Origin of the sequence: Streptomyces sp. NBC_01498, assembly GCF_036327775.1 — a bacterium.
GTDB lineage: Bacteria > Actinomycetota > Actinomycetes > Streptomycetales > Streptomycetaceae > Streptomyces.
Genome location: NZ_CP109598.1, coordinates 2142903 through 2163551, shown reverse-complemented (window position 1 = coordinate 2163551; position 20649 = coordinate 2142903). Strand labels below are relative to the sequence as shown.

22 protein-coding genes are annotated in these 20649 nt (G+C 70.6%); 10 read left to right on the top strand and 12 right to left on the bottom strand.

Annotated features, from left to right (window positions below; all coding sequences use genetic code 11):
* The first annotated feature begins 392 nt into the window (after positions 1 to 392).
* Complete coding sequence (locus tag OG875_RS08925) at positions 393 to 1895, top strand: histidine kinase N-terminal domain-containing protein (protein ID WP_330173679.1); 1503 nt, start codon at positions 393 to 395, stop codon at positions 1893 to 1895.
* A 245-nt stretch (positions 1896 to 2140) separates the two neighbouring features.
* On the opposite strand, the gene OG875_RS08920 is transcribed toward OG875_RS08925, so the two are convergent.
* Both OG875_RS08920 and OG875_RS08915 read right to left on the bottom strand, forming a co-directional pair.
* On the bottom strand, positions 2141 to 2398 hold the full coding sequence (locus tag OG875_RS08920; RefSeq protein ID WP_004937597.1) for a WhiB family transcriptional regulator: 258 nt from the start codon (positions 2396 to 2398) through the stop codon (positions 2141 to 2143).
* 318 nt (positions 2399 to 2716) lie between these two features.
* The gene (locus OG875_RS08915; protein WP_330177668.1) at positions 2717 to 3685 is read right to left on the bottom strand and encodes a diacylglycerol/lipid kinase family protein; all 969 of its coding nucleotides are present in this window, start codon (positions 3683 to 3685) and stop codon (positions 2717 to 2719) included.
* 115 nt (positions 3686 to 3800) lie between these two features.
* Between OG875_RS08915 and OG875_RS08910 the strand changes: the two genes are divergently transcribed.
* The gene (locus OG875_RS08910; protein WP_330173678.1) at positions 3801 to 4235 is read left to right on the top strand and encodes a hypothetical protein; all 435 of its coding nucleotides are present in this window, start codon (positions 3801 to 3803) and stop codon (positions 4233 to 4235) included.
* An 83-nt stretch (positions 4236 to 4318) separates the two neighbouring features.
* Here the strand turns inward: OG875_RS08910 and OG875_RS08905 are convergent, their stop codons facing one another.
* The 3 genes from OG875_RS08905 to OG875_RS08895 all read right to left on the bottom strand — a co-directional run bounded on the left by OG875_RS08905 (position 4319) and on the right by OG875_RS08895 (position 6213).
* Positions 4319 to 5290 (bottom strand): RNA polymerase sigma factor SigF, encoded by a 972-nt coding sequence (locus OG875_RS08905; RefSeq protein ID WP_443079083.1) that lies wholly within the window; start codon positions 5288 to 5290, stop codon positions 4319 to 4321.
* Positions 5287 to 5700, bottom strand: coding sequence for an anti-sigma regulatory factor (locus OG875_RS08900; RefSeq protein ID WP_330173677.1), 414 nt, complete (start codon positions 5698 to 5700; stop codon positions 5287 to 5289). Before OG875_RS08900 ends, OG875_RS08905 begins: the two co-directional genes overlap by 4 nt.
* 252 nt (positions 5701 to 5952) lie before the next feature.
* Positions 5953 to 6213 (bottom strand): UBP-type zinc finger domain-containing protein, encoded by a 261-nt coding sequence (locus OG875_RS08895; RefSeq protein WP_330173676.1) that lies wholly within the window; start codon positions 6211 to 6213, stop codon positions 5953 to 5955.
* Between the two features lie 36 nt (positions 6214 to 6249).
* Here OG875_RS08895 and OG875_RS08890 point away from each other — a divergent pair, with 36 nt between their 5' ends.
* Positions 6250 to 7848, top strand: coding sequence for a Na+/H+ antiporter (locus tag OG875_RS08890; RefSeq protein ID WP_330173675.1), 1599 nt, complete (start codon positions 6250 to 6252; stop codon positions 7846 to 7848).
* Positions 7849 to 7880: 32 nt separating this feature from the next.
* Here the strand turns inward: OG875_RS08890 and OG875_RS08885 are convergent, their stop codons facing one another.
* Positions 7881 to 8831, bottom strand: a complete 951-nt coding sequence (locus OG875_RS08885; protein ID WP_330173674.1) for a 1-aminocyclopropane-1-carboxylate deaminase/D-cysteine desulfhydrase — start codon at positions 8829 to 8831, stop codon at positions 7881 to 7883.
* A gap of 41 nt (positions 8832 to 8872) precedes the next feature.
* A complete protein-coding gene (locus OG875_RS08880) occupies positions 8873 to 9463 on the bottom strand; it encodes an N-acetylmuramoyl-L-alanine amidase (RefSeq protein ID WP_330173673.1) in 591 nt (196 codons plus the stop codon).
* A gap of 257 nt (positions 9464 to 9720) precedes the next feature.
* Here OG875_RS08880 and OG875_RS08875 point away from each other — a divergent pair, with 257 nt between their 5' ends.
* The 4 genes from OG875_RS08875 to OG875_RS08860 all read left to right on the top strand — a co-directional run bounded on the left by OG875_RS08875 (position 9721) and on the right by OG875_RS08860 (position 13564).
* Positions 9721 to 11127, top strand: a complete 1407-nt coding sequence (locus OG875_RS08875) for a family 2B encapsulin nanocompartment shell protein (RefSeq protein WP_330173672.1) — start codon at positions 9721 to 9723, stop codon at positions 11125 to 11127.
* 168 nt (positions 11128 to 11295) lie between these two features.
* On the top strand, positions 11296 to 12336 hold the full coding sequence (locus OG875_RS08870; RefSeq protein ID WP_330173671.1) for a family 2 encapsulin nanocompartment cargo protein polyprenyl transferase: 1041 nt from the start codon (positions 11296 to 11298) through the stop codon (positions 12334 to 12336).
* Positions 12337 to 12495: 159 nt separating this feature from the next.
* Positions 12496 to 13074: a dihydrofolate reductase family protein gene (locus OG875_RS08865; protein WP_330173670.1), complete on the top strand. Its 579-nt coding sequence runs from the start codon at positions 12496 to 12498 to the stop codon at positions 13072 to 13074.
* 43 nt (positions 13075 to 13117) lie between these two features.
* Positions 13118 to 13564, top strand: a complete 447-nt coding sequence (locus OG875_RS08860) for a DUF6304 family protein (protein ID WP_330173669.1) — start codon at positions 13118 to 13120, stop codon at positions 13562 to 13564.
* Positions 13565 to 13859: 295 nt separating this feature from the next.
* On the opposite strand, the gene snpA is transcribed toward OG875_RS08860, so the two are convergent.
* Positions 13860 to 14519, bottom strand: coding sequence for a snapalysin (gene snpA / locus OG875_RS08855; RefSeq protein ID WP_330173668.1), 660 nt, complete (start codon positions 14517 to 14519; stop codon positions 13860 to 13862).
* Positions 14520 to 14722: 203 nt separating this feature from the next.
* Here snpA and OG875_RS08850 point away from each other — a divergent pair, with 203 nt between their 5' ends.
* A complete protein-coding gene (locus OG875_RS08850) occupies positions 14723 to 15733 on the top strand; it encodes a LysR family transcriptional regulator (RefSeq protein WP_330173667.1) in 1011 nt (336 codons plus the stop codon).
* A 519-nt stretch (positions 15734 to 16252) separates the two neighbouring features.
* Here the strand turns inward: OG875_RS08850 and OG875_RS08845 are convergent.
* Both OG875_RS08845 and sodN read right to left on the bottom strand, forming a co-directional pair.
* The gene (locus OG875_RS08845) at positions 16253 to 17119 is read right to left on the bottom strand and encodes a SigB/SigF/SigG family RNA polymerase sigma factor (protein ID WP_330173666.1); all 867 of its coding nucleotides are present in this window, start codon (positions 17117 to 17119) and stop codon (positions 16253 to 16255) included.
* A gap of 208 nt (positions 17120 to 17327) precedes the next feature.
* Positions 17328 to 17723 (bottom strand): superoxide dismutase, Ni, encoded by a 396-nt coding sequence (sodN, locus tag OG875_RS08840; protein WP_330173665.1) that lies wholly within the window; start codon positions 17721 to 17723, stop codon positions 17328 to 17330.
* Positions 17724 to 17873: 150 nt separating this feature from the next.
* Between sodN and sodX the strand changes: the two genes are divergently transcribed.
* The gene (gene sodX / locus OG875_RS08835) at positions 17874 to 18293 is read left to right on the top strand and encodes a nickel-type superoxide dismutase maturation protease (RefSeq protein WP_330173664.1); all 420 of its coding nucleotides are present in this window, start codon (positions 17874 to 17876) and stop codon (positions 18291 to 18293) included.
* Here the strand turns inward: sodX and OG875_RS08830 are convergent.
* Positions 18197 to 18826, bottom strand: a complete 630-nt coding sequence (locus OG875_RS08830) for a CGNR zinc finger domain-containing protein (RefSeq protein ID WP_330173663.1) — start codon at positions 18824 to 18826, stop codon at positions 18197 to 18199. The genes sodX and OG875_RS08830 overlap by 97 nt on opposite strands.
* 256 nt (positions 18827 to 19082) lie before the next feature.
* Between OG875_RS08830 and OG875_RS08825 the strand changes: the two genes are divergently transcribed.
* Positions 19083 to 19772 (top strand): class I SAM-dependent methyltransferase, encoded by a 690-nt coding sequence (locus OG875_RS08825; protein WP_330177666.1) that lies wholly within the window; start codon positions 19083 to 19085, stop codon positions 19770 to 19772.
* Positions 19773 to 19846: 74 nt separating this feature from the next.
* On the opposite strand, the gene OG875_RS08820 is transcribed toward OG875_RS08825, so the two are convergent.
* Positions 19847 to 20599 carry an amino acid ABC transporter ATP-binding protein gene (locus tag OG875_RS08820; RefSeq protein ID WP_330177665.1) on the bottom strand — a complete coding sequence of 251 codons (753 nt, stop codon included), beginning with the start codon at positions 20597 to 20599 and terminating at the stop codon, positions 19847 to 19849.
* Between the last annotated feature and the right edge of the window lie 50 nt (positions 20600 to 20649).

Below are 20649 nucleotides of genomic sequence, written 5' to 3'. Positions count from 1 at the left end.
TTCTCCCCGCCGACGCGCCCGGGTCTCCTGACGGTCATCCCGGGTCCATCCCCGGTCGGCCCGCGCGCCGGACGGCGTCCCGCGACGCGTGCGTACGGCGCCCGGAAACACCCGCGGGCCGCGGCGCCGGGACGGGACCCTCAGCCCGTCCGGCACCGCAGCCCGGAGTTGCAACGGCCGCGAAGGCCGTGAAGGAGGTAGCGACGCAGTCAGGGCAGAGAGCGCCGGTTACCCCGTTCCGCCCTCCTGTGCGGGGAGAGCGGAAGCTTTTACCTGAACATTGTGGACTAGACCATTCTGATCTGTCCATGGATCGGCGACGGCATTTTCCGACCCACCCCCACCACGTCACCCCGACCGCCCCGGTTCACCCCACGGGTACGCTCGCACCCGTGCCCTCCATGAACGACCTCGTACGCCAGCACACCGCCCTGACCGAGTCCGACCTCGAATGGCTCCATCTGCTGGTCTCGGAGTGGCAGCTGCTCTCCGACCTGTCCTTCGCGGACCTCGTCCTGTGGGTCCCCACCCGCGACGGCGCCCGCTACGTCTCCGTGGCCCAGATGCGGCCCAACACGGGCCCCACGTCCTACCAGGACGACATGGTCGGCCATCTCGTCCCCCGGGGCCGCAGACCGCTCCTGGACGCCGCCCTGGACGAGGGCCGGATCGTGCGGGAGGGCGACCCGGAGTGGCGCGAGGAGGTCCCGGTGCGGGTCGAGTCCATCCCCGTACGCCGCGAGGGCCGCGTCCTCGGCGTCATCGCCCGCAACACCAACCTCCTCACCGTCCGCACCCCCAGCCGACTGGAGCTCACCTATCTCCAGTCCGCCTCCGACCTCGCGCAGATGATCGCCGCCGGATCGTTTCCCTTCCCCGGCCAGCAGGTCGACATGGACGCCTCACCACGCGTCGGCGACGGTCTGATCCGGCTCGACGTCGACGGCGTCGTCCAGTACGCCAGCCCCAACGCCCTCTCCGCGTATCACCGGCTGGGACTCGCGTCCGACCTGGTGGGACACCATCTCGGCCGGACCACCGACGAACTGGCCCCGGCGCGCGGCCCGGTGGACGAGGCCATGGTCAAACTGGCCAGCGGATACGCCCCGCGCGAGACCGAGGTGGAGAGCAGCGGCGGGGTCATCCAGCTGCGCGCGATCCCGCTCAAACCGAAGGGCACCCGGATCGGTTCGCTCATCCTGCTCCGGGACGTCACCGAACTGCGGCGGCGTGAGCGCGAGTTGATAACGAAGGACGCCACCATCCGGGAGATCCACCACCGGGTGAAGAACAACCTCCAGACGGTCGCCGCGCTGCTCCGGCTCCAGGCGCGCCGGATGGACTCGCCGCAGGGGCGCGAGGCGCTCAACGAGGCGGTGCGCAGGGTCGGTTCCATCGCCATCGTCCATGAGACGCTTTCCCAGAATCTGGACGAACGCGTGGAGTTCGACGAGATCGCGGACCGGGTGCTCGCGATGGTGTCGGAGATCTCACCAGGCAAGACGGTCCGCCGGACGGGCCGGTTCGGGATTCTGGACGCGGAGGTGGCCACACCGCTCTCGATGGTCCTCACCGAGATCCTCCAGAACGCGCTGGAGCACGCCTTCGACACGGGGGAGCGCGGCACCGTGGAGGTGCATGCCGTCCGCAGCGGCGGGTCCGCCGCCAAACGCCGTACCGACGGCGGCCGTTCGGACGCCCGGCTGCTGATCACCGTCCAGGACGACGGCCGGGGACTTCCCGAGGGGTTCGACCCCCGGCGGGCCGGCAACCTGGGGCTCCAGATCGTACGGACGCTGGTGGAGGGCGAGTTGGGCGGCGGGTTCGACATGCTGCCCGGCCAGGAGCGGGGTACGCGGGTGATCCTCGACGTGCCCGTGGAACCGCACAAGTAGCCGGGCCGCGAATACCCGGCCGGGCGCGGGACCTCGCGCACAACCGACCCGTGCTCGTACAAGTGACCCAATTTCAACGGGTGTTCACCGAGTGCACAGCAGAGAGCCCCGGACCGTGGTGACGGTCCGGGGCTCTGCCTCAAGCTCTGTGACGTTGCGCATCGGGGGGTACTGCGCGCTGCGTTTCGGGGGCGGGGTCATACGTACTCGCTGTACGTGCCGCCGTGCTCAAGGTGGTGCGGGGCTCAGGCGGTCGCGTTACGCGCCCGGTTGCGAGCGGCACGGCGCTTCATCGCGCGGCGCTCGTCCTCGCTGAGGCCACCCCAGACACCCGAGTCCTGGCCGGACTCGAGCGCCCACTGCAGGCACTGCTCCATGACGGGGCAGCGACGGCAGACGGCCTTGGCTTCCTCGATCTGCAGCAGCGCAGGACCGGTGTTGCCGATGGGGAAGAAGAGCTCGGGGTCTTCCTCGCGGCAAACGGCGTTGTGACGCCAGTCCATGGCTGCTACCTCTCTGGGTGTTACGTGCTGATTGCTTGTGAATGTGAACGCTTTCACGAATCCCCCGACAAGGGAAGGGCCGACTCCCAGACGAACTGGGGTGGTCCTGTGTTTGTTGGGGGGGTTCTGGCACTCAGCGGAGGCCGGTGGTGCGGGCCGTCCCGAGCGCCATGTAGAGATTCGCAAACCTCGGCGGCGGATACAACCCCTTCAGGAAAGTTTTTTTTGATTCCTCGGTGTCGACTCAGTCACAGCCGTACTTCCATGGGGTGGATGCCAGCCTAAACGTTCGAGTGAAAGGACTTTTCTTACTTCCACTCACACAATCACACGCAGTGCACGGCGTACGCCTGTGAACGTCACGCTCGTACGCAGTCCCAGGTGGTCGCCGTCCATCTGGAAGGGCAGTGGGACCTTCGATTGCAAGGTGAAGTCGGTCAGGTCGTGCAGCGAAACCGCGTGCCTGCCGTGCGGTCCGCGATCGGGGGTCGAATTGAGCAACTGCGTCGCATAACGAGCCACCGCCGGAGTCGACAGCCGGCTCAGTCCGAGGACATCCAGAGCGGTGTCGAACGAGGCGCCCGGCGACGCGTACAGCGGACGATTGCCCAGGTAGGAGTAGGGAGCGGTGTTGCAGACTATCGACAGTACAAGATCCGTGACCGGCTTCTCGCCGGGGCGGACGAGGCTGATCATGCCGTGTCTGCGATGGGGCTCGTCGAGGAACTGCCGTACCACCTGGCGCACATAGAGCGCGTGCGTCGAACGCTTACCGCGCTCACGCTGTTGTTCGACCCGGCCGACCACTCCGGCGTCGAATCCCAATCCCGCGCAGAAAGTGAACCAGCGCGCGGGAACTGATTCGTCGTCGGTTCCCGGGGTCCCGGCCGCCAGTCCCAGACCGACCGTGCGTTCGCTCCGGTTACTCAGCGCGTCCAGAATGGCGCCGGTCGCTTCCACGGCATCATTGGGAAGCCCCAGCGCGCGGGCGAAAACATTCGTCGAACCGCCCGGTACGACGGCCAGTCCGGGCAGCCGTTCGGGGTCAGGACCGTTGTGCAACAGCCCGTTGACGACCTCGTTCACCGTCCCGTCACCGCCGAGCGCGACGACCAGCTCTATGTCGTCGGAGTCCGCGGCCCGGCGCCCCAGGTCACGGGCGTGCCCCCGGTACTCGGTCGTCACCGCCTCCAGCTTCATCTCGCTGGCGAGCGCGTGGATGAGGACGTCTCGTGTGCGGGCACTGGTGGTGGTTGCTGCCGGATTGACCACAAGGAGTGCGCGCATACGGACGAGATTACCGGCCACCGGCCGCTCACTCGTTCCGGGGCGGACCGCGCGCCGTCCGGGACCGTCCCCCGGGGCCCGCGGGACACCGCGCACCGGCCGCTACGCTGGCGAGGTGACCAGCAGTGAACGGAACACCCCCGACCCGAGTCCCCGGCCCGGCCGGCTGACCGGCGCCGCCGCCTGCGCCGGGCTCGAAGCCCTCGCGCTCGTCGCCGGCGGCGTCTACATGCTCGTGATGGGTCTGCTCGGGCGCCCCGACAGCCCGCAGCAGGCCGGGATGGGCGGCCTGACCCTCGTCGCCCTCGGTGCCATCCCGCTGATCGCCGCGCGCGGCCTGCTGGGGCGCCGCGCCTGGAGCCGGGGCCCGGCCGTCGCCACCCAGATCCTCGCCCTGCCGGTCGCCTACACCCTGCTCGGCGCCAGCGGCGCGCTGATCCCGGCCGGGATCGCGCTCGCGCTGGTCGCCGTGACGGCCCTGGTCCTGCTGCTCAGCCCGACGACCGCGGAAGCGCTCGGCATCCGCGGCCCGGACCGGGCCCGGGGCTGACGGCGGGAGTCCCGCCACAGGCCCGAGAGCTCCCGGGCCCCGGACCACGTCCCGCCGGGCCCGCGCGTCTCATGCGCCGCGTCTCACTCGTCCACGAGCAGCTTCTCGCGCAACTGCGCCAGCGTCCGGGCCAGCAGACGCGAGACGTGCATCTGCGAGATGCCCACCTCCTGCGCGATCTGCGACTGCGTCATGTTCCCGAAGAACCGCAGCAGCAGGATCCGCTTCTCGCGCGGCGGCAGATCCTCCAGAAGAGGCTTCAGCGACTCGCGGTACTCGACGCTCTCCAGCGCCTCGTCCTCCGAGCCCAGCGTGTCCGCCACCGCCGGTGACTCGTCGTCGGTGTCCGGCACGTCCAGCGACAGCGTGCTGTACGCGTTGGCCGACTCCAGCCCTTCGAGGACCTCCTCCTCGGAGATCCCCAGCCGCTCCGCCAGCTCGTGCACGGTCGGCGAACGGCCGTGCTGCTGGGAGAGTTCGGCCGTCGCCGTCGTCAGCGACAGCCGCAGCTCCTGGAGCCGGCGCGGCACCCGCACCGCCCAGCCCTTGTCACGGAAGTGCCGCTTGATCTCACCCACGACGGTGGGTGTCGCGTACGTCGAGAACTCGACACCCCGGTCCGGATCGAACCGGTCCACCGACTTGATCAGGCCGATCGTCGCGACCTGCGTCAGATCGTCCAGCGGCTCGCCGCGATTGCGGAACCGGCGGGCCAGATGCTCCACGAGCGGCAGATGCATCCGCACCAGCTGATTGCGCAGCAGCGCGCGTTCGGGAGAGTCCTCGGGCAGCTCGCGCAGCTCGATGAACATCGCCCGCGCCCCGCTGCGGTCCTGGGGGTCGTGTTGCCTGTGCTCGCTCATCGTGGCCGCCCGCTCTGCCTGCGCCTGCTCCGCCGCCGTCTGGCCGTCGGGCCCGTCCACCGGATGGGGCCGGGCCTGCTGCTCCGGAATGCCCGACTGCGCGCCGGCCGGGTCCTCCGGGACCTCGTGCCCGTCGCGCGGATCCCGGGGGATCCGCTCCTCGTCACGCACCGGACCGTCCCCGTTCCTCACGCCGGCCCGGGTCCCGCGCCGCGCTGTTTGTACAGGCTGATGGAGACCGTGCGGTCCTCGGCCACCGTCGCGTCCACCTTGCCCGCGAGCGCCGACAGGACGGTCCACGCGAACGTGTCACGCTCCGGCGCGCGTCCGTCGGTCGTCGGCGCCGAGACGGTCACTTCGAGCGAGTCGTCGATGAGCCGGAACACACAGCTGAGTACGGAGCCCGGTACGGCCTGTTGCAGCAGGATCGCGCACGCCTCGTCGACCGCGATGCGCAGGTCCTCGATCTCGTCGAGGGTGAAGTCCAAGCGTGCTGCCAGCCCGGCCGTAGCCGTACGGAGCACGGACAGGTAGGCACCCGCAGCGGGCAGCCGGACTTCGACGAAGTCCTGGGTCCCGGGCTCGCCTGCGATCTGGGACACCCTCACCTCCAAGGTGGCACAAGCTTCTCAGGGCTCCGGGAAGGGAAACTCCCGGAGCCTTGCGGTACGTAGTCGGTACGCAGCCGGTCTGGACTGGCGACGCTATCGCGATCCATGGTCCCGTGTCGCAGGGACCCCCGGGCCGGGGCCGCGCTGTCAGTTACTCATAGTAGGCATATGGGTACGCACAGTGGCTAGAGGGGTGCGGCAACCAATTGCGAAGAACAGGCGGATGGTTGACGTACCCAGGGCTCAGACGATCGAACCGTCCACGTAGCACCAGCGCCAGCTCTCGCCGGGTTCGAAACTACGCATGACGGGGTGGCCCGTCTCCCTGAAATGCTGCGTGCCGTGCCGGTGCGGTGACGAGTCGCAGCACCCCACATAGCCGCAGACCAGGCAGAGCCGCAGCTGTACGTGGTGGCTGCCCGACGCCTGACACTCCCGACAGGTGTCGCTCAACGGCTCGGGCTCGGGGCGTGGGAGGTCGGCGACGTGCTGGCACTCACTCATGATGGCCAGATTACGACGTCGGTGGAGGACAGTGGGATGGACCCGTTGCAGCTGATCGCCCTGGTGGCGGGGAGCGCCGTGATCGCGGCGGCGGCCAGAAGGACGCCCGTCCCGGCACCGCTCCTCCTCGTCACGGCGGGACTCGTCGCCGCGTACGTGCCGGGCGTGCCCAGCTACGTACTCGACCCGCACATCGTGCTGCCCCTGCTGCTGCCGCCCCTGCTGCACATGGCCGCCGTGGACAGCTCGTACCTGGACCTCCGCGCCAATGTGCGGCCCGTCGGTCTGCTCTCCGTCGGCTACGTCCTGTTCGCGACACTCGTCGTCGGCTACCTCGCGTACACCTTCATCCCCGACCTGCCGCTGACCGCCGCCCTGGTGCTCGGCGCCGTCATCGCGCCGCCGGACGCGGTGGCCGCCACCGCGATCGCCCGGAAACTGGGGCTGCCGAGCCGGATCACGACCATCCTCCAGGGTGAGTCCCTGGTGAACGACGCGACCGCGATCACCGCGTTCAAGGTGGCACTCGCCGCGGCGGTCGGGGAAGGCGCGAGCTGGGCCGGCGGGATCGGCGAGTTCGCGCTGGCCTCCTTGGGAGGCATCGGCATCGGAATCGTCCTGATGGTCCCGCTCCACTGGCTCCGTACGCATCTGCGCGAGGCACTGCTCCAGAACACCCTCTCGCTGCTCATCCCGTTCGTCGCCTACGCGGCGGCCGAGCAGGTGGGCGCCTCCGGTGTGCTGGCCGTCGTGGTCGTCGGGCTCTACCTCGGACACCGGTCCTGGCAGGTCGACTTCGCCACCCGGCTCCAGGAGGACGCCGTGTGGAGGATGGTCTCCTTCCTCCTGGAGTCCGTGGTCTTCGCCCTGATCGGGCTCCAGCTGCCCTATGTACTGAAGGGGCTCGGCTCCTACGGAGCGGCGGAGGTCGCCGGTTACTCCGTCGGGGTGTTCGTCGCCGTCGTCGTGGTCCGCTACGTATGGGTCTTCCCGGCCACCTTCCTGCCGCGCCTGCTGTCGCGGCGGATCAGGGAACGGGAACCGGACACCACCTGGAAGGCGCCGCTGATCGTGGGCTGGGCCGGGATGCGCGGCGTGGTGTCCCTGGCCGTCGCCTTCTCCATCCCGCTGACCATGCACGACGGCGACGCCTTCCCGGCCCGCAATCTCGTCCTCTTCCTGACGTTCACCACCGTCATCGCCACCCTCGTCGTCCAGGGCCTCACCCTGCCGCCGCTGATCAGGCTGCTGAAGCTGCCGGGGCGCGACACGTACGCGGAGACACTGGCCGAGGCGCAGGCGCAGAGCCGGGCGTCGGAGGCGGCCGAGCGCCGCTTGGACGACCTGCTCGCCGACGAGCACAACGCCCTGGCCGAACCGCTCGCCAACCGGCTCCGGGACGTGCTGGAGCGGCGGCGGAACGCGGTGTGGGAGCGGCTGGGCACGGTCAACGAGCTGACCGGCGAGTCCGCCGACCGGACCTACCAGCGGCTGTCGCGGGAGATGATCGGGGCCGAACGGGATGTCTTCGTGACACTGCGGGACGAGCGGCGGATCGACGACGAGATGCTGCGGACCCTGCTGCGCCGGCTGGACCTGGAAGAGGCGGTGGCCTACCGGGAGGAGGCCGGCTGACGCCGGCCGGAGTCGTCGCACCCGGGGCCGGATCAGGGTCCTTCGGCGGGCTCCGGGCGGCCGGTGATCACGGCGGCGACCGTGCTGCCCGCCGGGAAGGCGCCCTCCCCGGCGAGGACCGTCAGGCCGTGGAGCAGTTTGGCCACGTAGAGACGTTCGACGGGGAGCCCGTGGCGGTCCTCGAAGTCGGCGGCGAAGGAGTCCAGGCCGGGTGTCGTACGGGCGTAGCCGCCGCCGTGGAAGCGTTCGTCGAGGCTCCACGCGCCGCGCGGGCCGCCGAAGGCCGCCAGCTGGAGCGCCCGGACCTCCCCGGCCAGGAAGCCACCCCGCAGCACGGGGAAGCCGATCGCCCGCTGTCCGGGGGCCAGCCCCGCCGCCAGGCCCGCGAGGGTGCCGCCGGTGCCGCAGGCGACACCCACCACGTCCGCGGCGCCGCGCAGTTCCTCTCCCAGCGCCGTACAGCCCCGCGCGGCAGGGGAGTTGCTGCCGCCCTCGGGGATGACGTACAGCCGTTCGGGAGGCACGGACAGTTCCTCGGCCGCGCCGGTCAGCAGCGACCTCAGGACGGCGGGCTCCGCCTTGCGGCGGTAGGTCGCGCGGTCGGTGAAGCGCAGCCGCATGCCGTCGGCGGCGCAGCGGGCGAGGGAGGGGTTGAGCGGGCGGCCGGCCAGTTCGTCGCCCCGTACGACGCCGACCGTCGTGAAGCCCAGCAGCCGGCCCGCGGCGGCGGTGGCCCGCAGGTGGTTGGAGTAGGCGCCGCCGAAGGTCAGCAGGATCCGTCGGCCGCCGTCGGCCGCCGCGCGCAGATTCGGCACGAGCTTGCGCCATTTGTTACCCGGCAGCGCGGAGTGGATCAGGTCGTCCCGTTTCAGCAGCAGTCGTACGCCGTGCCGGGTGAAGCGCTCGTCCTCGACGGCCGTCAGGGGTGACGGCAGCCGTGGCCGCAGGGCGGCGAGGCCGGGGCCGAGCACGTCGGGGTTCACCCGTCCATTGTCGCGCCGGCCGGCGGGAAGGCCCGGGGGACCTACTTGAGGCGCTCGGCGACGCGTCTGCGCAAACCGGTCATGGAGACACCACGGGGATCGATCTTGCCCGGCTGCCACTCCAGATGGCCGATGACCGAGGGCGCGTTCCAGTCGTGGACGCGGCAGACGGCCGCCGCCGCGGCCTCCATGGCCTCGACCTGGACGGCGGGCCAGGGGTCCGTGCCGTCGCCCAGGTTCTCGCACTCGAATCCGTAGAAGTGCCGGTTGCCGTCCGTGTTCGCCTCGTTGTCGGGCGGCAGGGCCTTCTCGGCGATCACGGCGCGCAGCACGTCGTCGTCGCCCGAGCCCGCGTGGTTGGCCCGCCCGTAGCCGACCAGATGGACCCGGCCGTCCTTGGCGATCACGCCGTGGCACAGCGGTCCGGGCAGCCCCGCGTAGCCGTCGCGGCAGATGCGCACGGTGTTCGCGGTGCCCTTGGTGACCGTGTGGTGCATCATCACGCCGTGGACCGGGCCCCAGGGCCCCACGTGGTTGCGGTTGTGGGTGCGCCAGTCGCCGACCTCGACGACGGTCAGGCCCTCGTTCTTCAGCGCGCGGATGAAGCTGCTCGCAGACATGGGTGTGGCCATGGCCGCCTCCTTGACCGGTATGTGGAACGTCTCGTACCGCTGGCTCCTACCCGAACACCCCGGAGTGGACCATGGATTCGCACGTTGTGCGAGCCGATCCGGTCACTTTCCGCGCTCCGGCTGTCCGGCTGTGACAGAAGCCGTGAATGTGCCCCGACCGCGAAGATCCAGTCCCACTCATTTGTGTGATGGCGTCTCAACTGTGCGTGGTGCAAAGCTTGTTCACGCAGGTCAGCCCAAGATGGAGAGGGAGACTCATGTCGGTTGGTGACGAGGTCCGTACAGTGCAGCCGCCTGCCCAGCAGAGCCTGGGGACGGCTGCGGCGCGGAACCTGGCGACCACCACGAAGACGCCGCCACAGATGCAGGAGATCACCTCGCGGTGGCTGCTGCGCGCGCTGCCCTGGCTACAGGTGCAGGGTGGTACGTACCGGGTGAACCGTCGGCTCAGTTACGCCGTCGGTGACGGGCGTGTGACGTTCGTGCAGACCGGAGACCGGGTGGCGGTCATCCCCGCGGAGTTGGGCGAGTTGCCGGCGCTGCGCGGCTTCGACGACGAGGAGGTGCTGGCCGAACTGGCGAACCGCTGCGAGCAGCGGGACTTCCGCGCGGGCGAGACCGTGGTCATCTCCGGGGACGCGGCGGACCGGGTATATCTGCTGGCGCACGGCAAGGTGGAGCAGGTGGGGGAGGGGCCCTACGGGGACGAGACCGTGCTCGGAGTCCTCGCCGACGGGGCGTATTTCGGGGATCAGGCACTGGTGGACGGCAACGCCACCTGGCAGTACACGGCGCGGGCGGCGACGGCCTGCACGGTGCTGGTGCTGACCCGGCTGGACGTGCTCAACCTCGCGGAGCGGGCGGGGTCGCTGCGCGGACATCTGGACGGGCTCGCGTCCGTCCCGGCGCAGCGGACGAACAAGTACGGCGAGGCGGCGATCGACCTGTCCGCCGGCCATGTCGGCGAGGCCGTGGTGCCGCACACGTTCGTGGACTACGACGCGGCGCCCCGGGAGTACGAGCTGAGCGTCGCGCAGACCGTGCTGAAGGTCCACAGCAGGGTCGCCGACCTCTACAACGAGCCGATGAACCAGACCGAGCAGCAGTTGCGGCTCACCGTCGAGGCGCTGCGCGAGCGCCAGGAACACGAACTGGTGAACAACCGCGAGTTCGGCCTGTTGAACAACTGCGACTACGGGCAGCGGATCCAGCCGTACGACGGCGCTCCCACCCCCGACGACATGGACGAACTGCTGTCCCGGCGCCGTGGTTCGAAGCTGTTCCTCGCCCATCCCCAGGCCATCGCCGCCTTCGGCCGGGAGTGCAACAAGCGAGGGCTCAATCCGGCCACGGTCGATGTCGGGGGCCAGCACGTGACCGCCTGGCGGGGGGTGCCGATCTTCCCCTGCAACAAGATCCCGATCTCGGGCGCCCGGACGACCTCGATCATCTGCATGCGTACGGGTGAGAAGGAACAGGGCGTCGTCGGGCTCCAGCAGAGCGGTGTCCCGGACGAGATCGAGCCCGGCATGTCGGTCCGGTTCATGGGCATCGACGAGCAGGCGATCATCTCCTATCTCGTCACCGCCTACTACTCGGCCGCGGTGCTGGTGCCGGACGCCCTCGGCGTCCTGGAGAACGTGGAAGTGAGCAACTGGCGCTGATCCGGTAGGTACGGGTGGGGCCCGCCGTGACGGACCGGACCCGGACCTGTGTCCGGATCCGCGTGCGTCATCGGTCCGCCGTACGGCCGGGCCCCACCCGTCGCCCTCCGGAACGGCCACCCGTTCCGTCCCGGTTCCCCGTCCGCACCAGAGGAAGTGACCTCGACCATGACCAGCACGGATGCCGTCGTCGACGGCCACGAGGCCGTGGCGCTCCTGGAGCGTGCGCGCAGCGTCGTCCACCCCGAACTCCGGGCGGCGGTGGAGTCGTTACCCCCGGCCGTACGGCGCGTCGCGCGCTATCACTTCGGCTGGCAGGAGGCGGACGGCTCACCCGCGAGCGCCGGCGCGGGGAAGGCGATCAGGCCCGCGCTCGTCCTCGCGGCGACCCGGGCCCTGGACGGGGAGCCGCACCGCGCCGTCCCGGCGGCGGTCGCGGTGGAGCTGGCGCACAACTTCACCCTGCTCCACGACGACGTGATCGACGAGGACCCGACCCGCAGACACCGGCCGACCGCCTGGACGGTCTTCGGGACCACCGACGCGATCATCGTCGGCGACGCCCTCCAGTCGCTGGCGCTGCGGCTGCTGGCCGAGGACCGGCATCCGGCCTCCTCACGGGCCTCGGTGCGGCTGACCAACTGCGTGATCGAACTGTGCGCGGGACAGCAGACGGACTGCGCGCTGGAGTCGCGCGGGCCGAACGACGTGTCGCTGGACGAGTGCGTGACCATGGCGATGGCCAAGACCGGCGCACTGCTGGGGACGTCGTGCGCGCTCGGCGCGCTCTACGCGGACGCGGACGACGAGGCGGTGGTGGCGCTCGACGCGTTCGGGAGGGAGGCGGGGCTGGCCTTCCAGCTCATCGACGATCTCATCGGGATCTGGGGCGATCCGGGGCGTACGGGCAAACCGGCCGGTGCGGATCTGGTGGCCCACAAGAAGTCGCTGCCGGTCGTCGCCGCACTGGTCTCGGGGCATCCCGCCGCCGAGGAACTGGCAGACCTCTACCGGCGGCCGATGGACGAGAGCGCCGTCGCGCGGGCCGCCTCGGCGGTCGAGCGGGCCGGCGGACGTGACTGGGCCCAGTCGGAGGCGGCCGACCGGATGGCGCGCGCCGTCCACCAACTCTCCCTGGCCGTACCGGATCTGGCGGCGGCGGGGGATCTGCTGGCCCTGGCCGAGTATGTGACGCGCCGGACCAGCTGAATCGCGCCGAATCGCCAAGTCGCCTGCACCGAAAGGAGGTTGATCGATCTGGACGGATGAAGCAAGGTAGGCGGACCGTTCGGGGTCGCGCACCCCGGACCGACACCGGGCACCGACCCCCGTAACCCCTTCCGCCGCCCCGCTCAGCAGAGGAACGACGTGCGCAGACTCAGCTACTTCATCGCCGCGTCGATCGACGGCTTCATCGGCGACCCCACCGGCGAGGCGGCCTTCTTCACCCGCTTCGTCGACGAGGAGTACTTCGCCTTTCTCAAGGAGGAGTTCCCCGAGACGCTGCCGACCCAGGGCCGTCGGCCGCTCGGCATCGACCATCTGGAGAACAAGCGGTTCGACACGGTCATCCAAGGCCGACGCAGCTACGACGTCGCGCGGGACGCCGGTGTCACCAGCCCGTACGCGCACCTGCGCCAACTGGTGGCGTCACGGACTCTCACCGCCGAGGACCCCGCCGTGGAGATCGTGTCCGGAGACGTCGTCGCCCGGGTCCGGGAGCTCAAGCGGGAGGACGGGCTCGACATCTACCTCTGCGGCGGCGCCACCCTGGCCGGCGCACTGAGGGACGAGGTGGACGAACTGATCGTCAAGAGCTATCCGGTTCTCCTCGGATCCGGAATGCCCATGTTCGGATCGGATTGCGCCCAGGGGGAGTTCACCCTGGAGGCGCACCGGGTCTTCGGCAACGGAGTGACCGTCAGGACGTACGGCCGGAAGCGGTGACCCACGCGGCGACGGAGGCTCCGCTACCGCTACAGTCCGCGCCATGACAGCGGAGTCGACGGAGTCTTGGGCGGGTTGGTACCGGGACCGCCGCGGGGCGGAGCCCATCACGATCATCGCGGACGGACGGCAGGTCCGTACCCGAATAAGGGGAGTTGCTTACGAGGGGGCCGATTTCTCCGTGCTCGAACCCACGGAGGCGGGAGGGGTGTTGTCGTCCTGCGTTCTGGAATGGGACATACCCATGCCCGTGCACGCGGGGGACACGGTCCAACAAGCCACGCTCAGCTGCCTGCTGACGCTCCGTGACAGGCCCTCGGGCGCGCCCTCGTCGTCGGGCCGCGCGGAGCTGAGCCTCACGCTGCGCTGCGGCGGGGCGGCGTACGACTCCGGCATCGTCGGGGCGGGCTTCCAGGACGCCCTGGACCGGATCCGGCGGCAGATGCCGGAGGACACGGAGTTCGGGGGCAGAATCCTGGTGAACGCCTGACGGCGCCGGCGGCCCATGCGCGGACCGGCGGTCCTGCCCGGACCGGCGGCCTTTCTCGGACCGGCGGTCCTGCCCGGACCGGCGGGCCGTTCCGGGCAGGGCCGGCCGGACGTGCCGGGCGTCGGTGCCCGTCCGATGCCGCGCCTGTCCGATGCCGGCCACGTGCCCCACGCCGTCACCGGCCCGGGAAAGCGCTCCGGGCGCACCGGTACTCGACAGCGAGTACCGGCACGCCCGGTGGGTGCCTGATCCGGTGGGGGGTTCGCGATCTGCCGATCGGCGGATCAGCGACGGATCAGGAGGTCTTGGCCAGTGCGGCGGCGAAGCCGTTCGCCCAGAGGCTCTCGACCTGGCTGCGCTCGGCCGCGTCCGGCTGCGAGTTGGTGCAGGACGTGCCGGGACCGCCGCCCGACATCAGCTTGCTGCACGGGGCGGTGTAGTTGTCCGGCAGGCCGAGCACGTGCCCGGTCTCGTGGGCGGTCACGCGCAGGGAGTCGTACTGCTGGTTCTGCGCGTAGTCCAGGAAGATGTAGCCGCGGCCGTGCCCGTCGGTGCTCGCGTACGAGCCACGCGGGTCGTTGCCCTCTTCGTAGGTGAAGTCGGCGTTGCTGCCCTGCTGGAGCTGCACGTTGCCGACGGAGCTGTTCCAGATCTGGGTGCTGCTGGCTATCTGGCCGGCGAACGACGGCGCGCCGGAGGCGTCGTAGACGACGGTGACGGCGCGGACACCCGGGTTGGCGGCGCGCTTCTCGGCCACCGACTTCATGACGGCCTTGTAGAACGCCTTGGTGGCGGCGGCGTCCTCCGAGGAGCCCTCGTACGCGGCGTACGAGGCGGTGGTGGCGGGCGCGACGCCGGTGGGGGCGGCGACGGCGGCCGGGGTGGCGGTGAAGGCGGTGGCGAACGCGAGGGACAGTCCGGCGATCGCGGAAAGTGCCGTGCGGTGGAATCTCATGTGGGGGGCTCCTACTCGTCCGACGAACGGGTTCGGTAGGCAAGAGTGTTGTGCCTCACAGCGCTCTGGGGATGATGCCGAAGGGCGATAGCACGAGAGCATCACCCGGCGTTCCGGCTCGCCCAATTTCCCGCGAATCCAAGCCAATTACTGCGGTTTGAGTCCCTGGCGTCGAGTACCTGTGCGGGCCTACTCTTCAGTACATGGAGCTGGAGGTGAGGCATCTACGCGCACTGTGTGCCATCGCCGACGCCGGAAGTCTGCACAAGGCCGCCCGGCAGCTCGGCATGAGCCAGCCGTCCCTGACGACGCAACTTCGGCGGATCGAGAACTCTCTCGGTGCCGAACTCTTCTCCCGTGAACGCACCGGCTGCCGGCCGACCCTGCTCGGTCACACCGTGCTCAGCCGGGCCAGACCCCTGGTCGCCGGAATGGCCTCGCTCATCACCGAGGCGAGAGCCGCCGCCGACCGGTCCGCCGGGCCCCGGCTGCGGATCGGCGCCACGGCCAGCCGCGCCCTGGCGGGCTGGCTGCGCAGACTGCGCGAGCGGCTGCCGGGCACCGACATCTCGCTCCAGATGGACGTCTCCGCGAACGCGCTGCTGCGCGAGGTCGCCGGGGGCGGGCTCGACGTGGCGTTCGTGCACGAGGTGGAGGGCTGTCCGCTGCGGGTGCCGCCGGACCTCGAACGGCGGGTACTGGTCGAGCGCGAACCGCAGTTCATCTCACTGGCCCGGGACCATCCGGCTGCGGGCAGCCAGGTCGTGGAGCTGTCCGACCTGGCGGCCGACCGCTGGATGATCGACCCGACCGTGGACGGCGAGTGGGACGGCGTACGCCGCGTCCTGGGCGACGCCGGGCTCAACCCGCCGGTCCTGCACGGGGATTACCTGACGGCCTCGTCACTGATCGCGGGCGGCGAGGCGATAGCGCCCTGCCAGCCGACCTCGGTCCCGCGCGAGGACATGGTCGTACGGCCGCTGCGCGACGACCCGCTGGGGGTGCGGCTGCTGCTGTTCTCGCGGCCGGGGGCGTACGACGGCTCCGGCCTCACCGGCGCGGCGGAGGGCGCCGGTGAGGGACCCGGAGGCGCGGAGGTGTACGCGGACCTGCGGGCGGCCTACCGGGAGGCGGCGTTGCAGGCGGTGGGCTACCGCCAGTGGCTCACGCGCAACAAGAGCCCGCTGTTGCAGGCGTCCGCGTCGGCTGCCTAGGACCGGAGGCGCCCGGGGCCGCGCGCCGGGCGCCCGCGGGGCGGCGCGCCCGGCGCGGAGCCGTTGATGTCTCCGCCGGTGTGTGCGACGGCGCGGCGGAGGATCGACGGGGTGGACGGCCCTGTCGTACGTGGCCGCTCCGACAACACAGGGGGACCTTCCGTGCCCCCTCGGGTCCCCGGGGGAGAGCGCCCGTGCCGGGCGCCGTGACCGTGCGGGACGCACGCCCCACGGCCCGGGACCGGAGGCGCCCGGCGCACGGCCGGGCGCGACACCCGCGGGTCGGCCACGTACGGACCTCGTCGCTGCGCCGACGGCGGCGGGCCGCGTCGGCCCACCCGCGCACGGGCACGGTGCCGGGCGGGAGACCGGGGGCAACCCGCGGAAGCGGGGGCGCCGTCATTGGGGGCCACCCGCGTACGGGCCCGGCCGCTGCGGCGGACAGCGCCGGTACGGGTCACCCGCGCGGGCACACGCCCCTGGCCCCCGGAACGGGTGTCGAGGACCCGGACGACCCGGTCAGTTCTCGGTGAGCATGCCGTCCCGGAGTTTGGCCAGGGTGCGGGCCAGGATTCTGGAGATCTGCATCTGGGAGACGCCGAAGCGCTCGCCGATCTGGGACTGGGTCAGTTCCTGTCCGTAGCGGAGCTCCAGGATCTGGCGCTCCCGGTCGTCCAGCGTGCTCAGGAGCGGCGCGAGACTCTGGAAGTCCTCGACCAGTTCCATGCCGGGGTCGCAGGCCCCGACGAAGTCGGCGACGGACGCGCCGCCGCCACCGGCGCCCGCGTCGGAGTCGGCGGGCAGGTCCAGCGAGTCGGAGTTGTAGCCGTTGGCCGCGACCAGCCCCTCGATGACCTCTTCCTCCGTCAGCTCCAGGTGCTCGGCCAGCTCCCGTACCGTCGGGTCCCGGTCGAGCCGTACCGCGAGCGTGTCCTTGGCCCGCGCGAGCTGGATCCGCAGCTCCTGGAGGCGGCGCGGCACATGCACGGCCCAACTGGTGTCACGGAAGAAGCGCTTGATCTCGCCGACGATGTACGGCACGGCGAAGGAGGTGAACTCCACCTCGCGCGAGAGCTCGAACCGGTCGATGGCCTTGATCAGCCCGATCGTCCCCACCTGGACGATGTCCTCCAGCTGGTCGTCCCGGTTGCGGAAGCGCTGGGCGGCGAACCGGACCAGCGACAGGTTCATCTCGATCAGGGTGTTGCGGGCGTACTGGTACTCGTGGGTGCCCTCTTCGAGCACCTGGAGCTGCTCGAAGAACACCCGCGACAGCTCACGCGCGTCACGCGGCGCGACCTTCCCCGCGTCCTCGATCCACGGAAGATCCCCGACCCGTGGCCCCGTCTGCGGTACGGCTCTTGTGGAACGGCTGGATACGGACATGGTGTCGATCCCTTCCCGGATCAGGCGAACAGAGGTTCGGCGTCGCGACGGGTGCCCCGTCCGGGCCCCGTCATGCGCGTCCCACGCCACTTTTTCCGTCACTGCCCGGACAGACGACCGCACCCGGTCCGTCGGGCGGGCCGGGTGCGGTCGTTGATGCCTGGTGACACGGGTGGTGCCGGTGGTGCGAGCCCGATGAGACGGAAGGTCAGGCCTTCTTCGTCTCCCAGAAGATGGTGTCGATCCGGGCGATCAGGTCCAGGGCCTTCTGGCCCGTGGCCGGGTCCGTCGAGCCCTTCGCCGCCGACAGCGCCTTCAGCGTGTCGTTGACGAGCTGGTGCAGCTCCGGGTACTTCTCGAAGTGCGGGGGCTTGAAGTAGTCGCTCCACAGGACCGAGACGTGGTGCTTGGCGAGCTCGGCGCGCTGTTCCTTGATGACAGTGGCGCGGGCCTGGAAGTGGGCGTCGTCGTTGCCCGCCATCTTTTCCTGGACGGCCTTCACCGACTCGGCTTCGATGCGGGCCTGGGCGGGGTCGTACACGCCGCAGGGGAGGTCGCAGTGGGCGCTGACCTTCACCTTGGGGGCAAACAGGCGGGAGAGCATGGAGCTGTCCTTCCTCGTGATCGTCTTCTCAGGTGGGACATTACTCGGTGAGACCCCGGATTTTGCGAGTGCCCCCTGGGGCTTAGGACAAAAGTCCGGGGTCGAAATGGGACGGACGGCGGAACGTACCGTGTGACCGGGAGGTGTCGGATGGCCGAGCACGGGCGCGAGCCCAGAGCGCTGTTGGGGATCGCGGAGGTGTCGGGACCGTCCATGTATCCCACCCTCAGACAGGGCGATCAGCTGCTGGTGCACTATCACGCACCGGTCAAGGCGGGGGACATCGCCGTCCTGCGCCATCCGCTCCAGCAGGATCTGCTCATCGTGAAGCGGCTGGTCGAGCGGCGGGACGGCGGATGGTGGGTGCTCGGCGACAATCCGGGTGCCGAGGGCGACAGCCGGGTGTTCGGCGCCGTCCCGGCCGAGCTGGTGCTCGGCCGGGTCCGGGCCCGCTACCGGCCGCGCGACGGGGATCAGCGTTCCGTGGCCGGCGCGCTCAGCTGGGCCTTCTCGGCGCTGCGGCCGGTGCTCTGCGACCGCTCCGTCTCCAGGCGTTTGCGGGCCCGGTAGGCGGCCACGTTGGCGCGGGTGGCGCACCGATCGGAGCAGTAGCGGCGCGAGCGGTTGGTCGAGGTGTCGAGGTACGCGTTGCGGCACGGCGCGGCCTCGCAGAGCCCGAGCCGGTCCACGCCGTACTCCGTGAGGTGGAACGCCAGGCCCATCGCGGCGATCGCGGCGTACCCCGCCGTCGCGTTCGACGGGTGCTCGGCGAGATGCAGGTGCCAGCGCGGGCGGCCCTCGTCGTCCAGGAAGTCGTGGCCGGAGATCTGCGGGCTGACGGGGAACTCCAGCAGCAGCGAGTTGAGCAGGTCGACGGCGTGCGTCGCCTCGCCGTCGTCGGCCGCCGTGAAGACCGCGCGCAGCCGGGCGCGTACGGAGCGGAAGCGGGTGACGTCCGCCTCGGTGGCGCGGCGCGAGAGCTGCGTGGACTCGCCGAACAGGGCGCGTACGGCGTCGACGGAGGTCAGTGTGTCCGTACCGCGGGCCGGTTCCTCGGTGTTGACCAGGCGCACGGCATAGTCCGAGTAAGAGGCCAATTCCACTTGTAGTCCTTACGGCAGCGGTCTAAGGTCGGGGTCTGAGATCGGTGTAATGGCTGGTCTTGCGTACAGGGTATTACGGGCCTGCGGGAAATCACGGGAGCGGAGGGTTCCGACGGTGGACACGGAGACGGACGCGGGAGCGGCGGCGAGTGCGGGGACCGGGGCGGGCACGGGCCCGGCGGCGGGACCGCCGCCCCCGGGGCGGGCCGACTGGCGGGCCTGGCAGGACAGCTGGGACCGCCAGCAGGAGTGGTACATGCCGGACCGCGAGGAGCGCTTCCGGGTGATGCTCGACATGGTCGGCGCCCTGGTCGGGCCCGAGCCGCGGGTCCTCGACCTCGCGTGCGGGACCGGCAGCATCAGCGACCGGCTGTTCCGGCGGTTCCCCGCCGCCACCAGCACCGGCGTCGACCTCGACCCCGCGCTGCTCGCCATCGCGGGCGGCCACTTCGCCGGCGACACCCGGCTGACCCTGGTGCGGGCCGACCTCAAGGACCCCGGCTGGACGGCGAAGCTGCCGTACGCGTCGTACGACGCCGTCCTCACCGCCACCGCGCTGCACTGGCTGCACAGCGAGCCGCTGACCGTGCTGTACGGGCAGATCGCCGGCCTCGTCCGGCCGGGCGGCGTCTTCATGAACGCCGACCACATGAAGGACGGCGCCACACCCCGTATCAACGAGGCCGAAAGCGCCCACCGCCACCGGGAGCGGGAGCGCGCCAAGGCCGAGGGCGCGCTCGACTGGGCCGACTGGTGGGCGCTGGCCGCGAAGGACCCGGTGCTCGCGGGGCCGACCGCCGAACGGTTCGCGATCTACGGCGAGCACGCGGACGGCGACACGCCCTCCGCCGCGTGGCACGCCCGCGCGCTCACCGACGCGGGCTTCGCCGAGGCGCGTGCCGTCTGGTCCTCGCCGTCCGACTCGCTGGTCCTCGCGCTGAAGTAGGCGGACACGACGGCGGGGAGGGGCGTGACAACCCGTCACGCCCCTCCCCATCGCTGTTGTCCGCCGCTCAGGGCCTACAGCACCTTCGACAGGAACGACTTCGTCCGTTCGTGCCGCGGATTGGTCAGGACCTCGCGCGGATGGCCCGACTCCACGACCACGCCGTCGTCCATGAACACCAGCGCGTCGCCCACCTCGCGGGCGAAGCCCATCTCGTGCGTCACGACCACCATCGTCATGCCGTCCTCGGCGAGATCGCGCATCACGTCCAGCACGTCGCCCACCAGCTCCGGGTCGAGCGCCGACGTCGGCTCGTCGAAGAGCATCAGCTTCGGCTCCATGGCCAGCGCGCGGGCGATCGCCACCCGCTGCTGCTGGCCGCCGGAGAGCTGCGACGGATAGCCGTTCGCCTTGTCGGAGAGCCCCACCCGGTCCAGCAGCTTCTCGGCCCGCGCCCGTGCGACGGCCTTCGTCTCACGGCGCACCTGTACCGGTGCCTCCATGATGTTCTCGATGGCCGTCATGTGCGGGAAGAGGTTGAAGCGCTGGAACACCATGCCGATGTCCCGGCGTTTCAGGGCCACTTCGGCGTCGCGCAGCTCGTACAGCTTGTCGCCCTTCTGGCGGTAGCCGACCAGCTCGCCGTCGACGTACAGGCGCCCGGCGTTGACCTGTTCCAGATGGTTGATGCAGCGCAGGAAGGTCGACTTGCCGGAGCCGGAGGGCCCGATCAGACAGAAGACCTCGCGCGGCGCGACCTCCAGGTCGATGCCCTTGAGCACGTGCGCCGCGCCGAAGGACTTGTGCACGCCCTCGGCCTTGACCATCGCGGTCGCGCCGTTCGTCGTCCGGCCGTTCACCGGGTTCACGCTGGCGG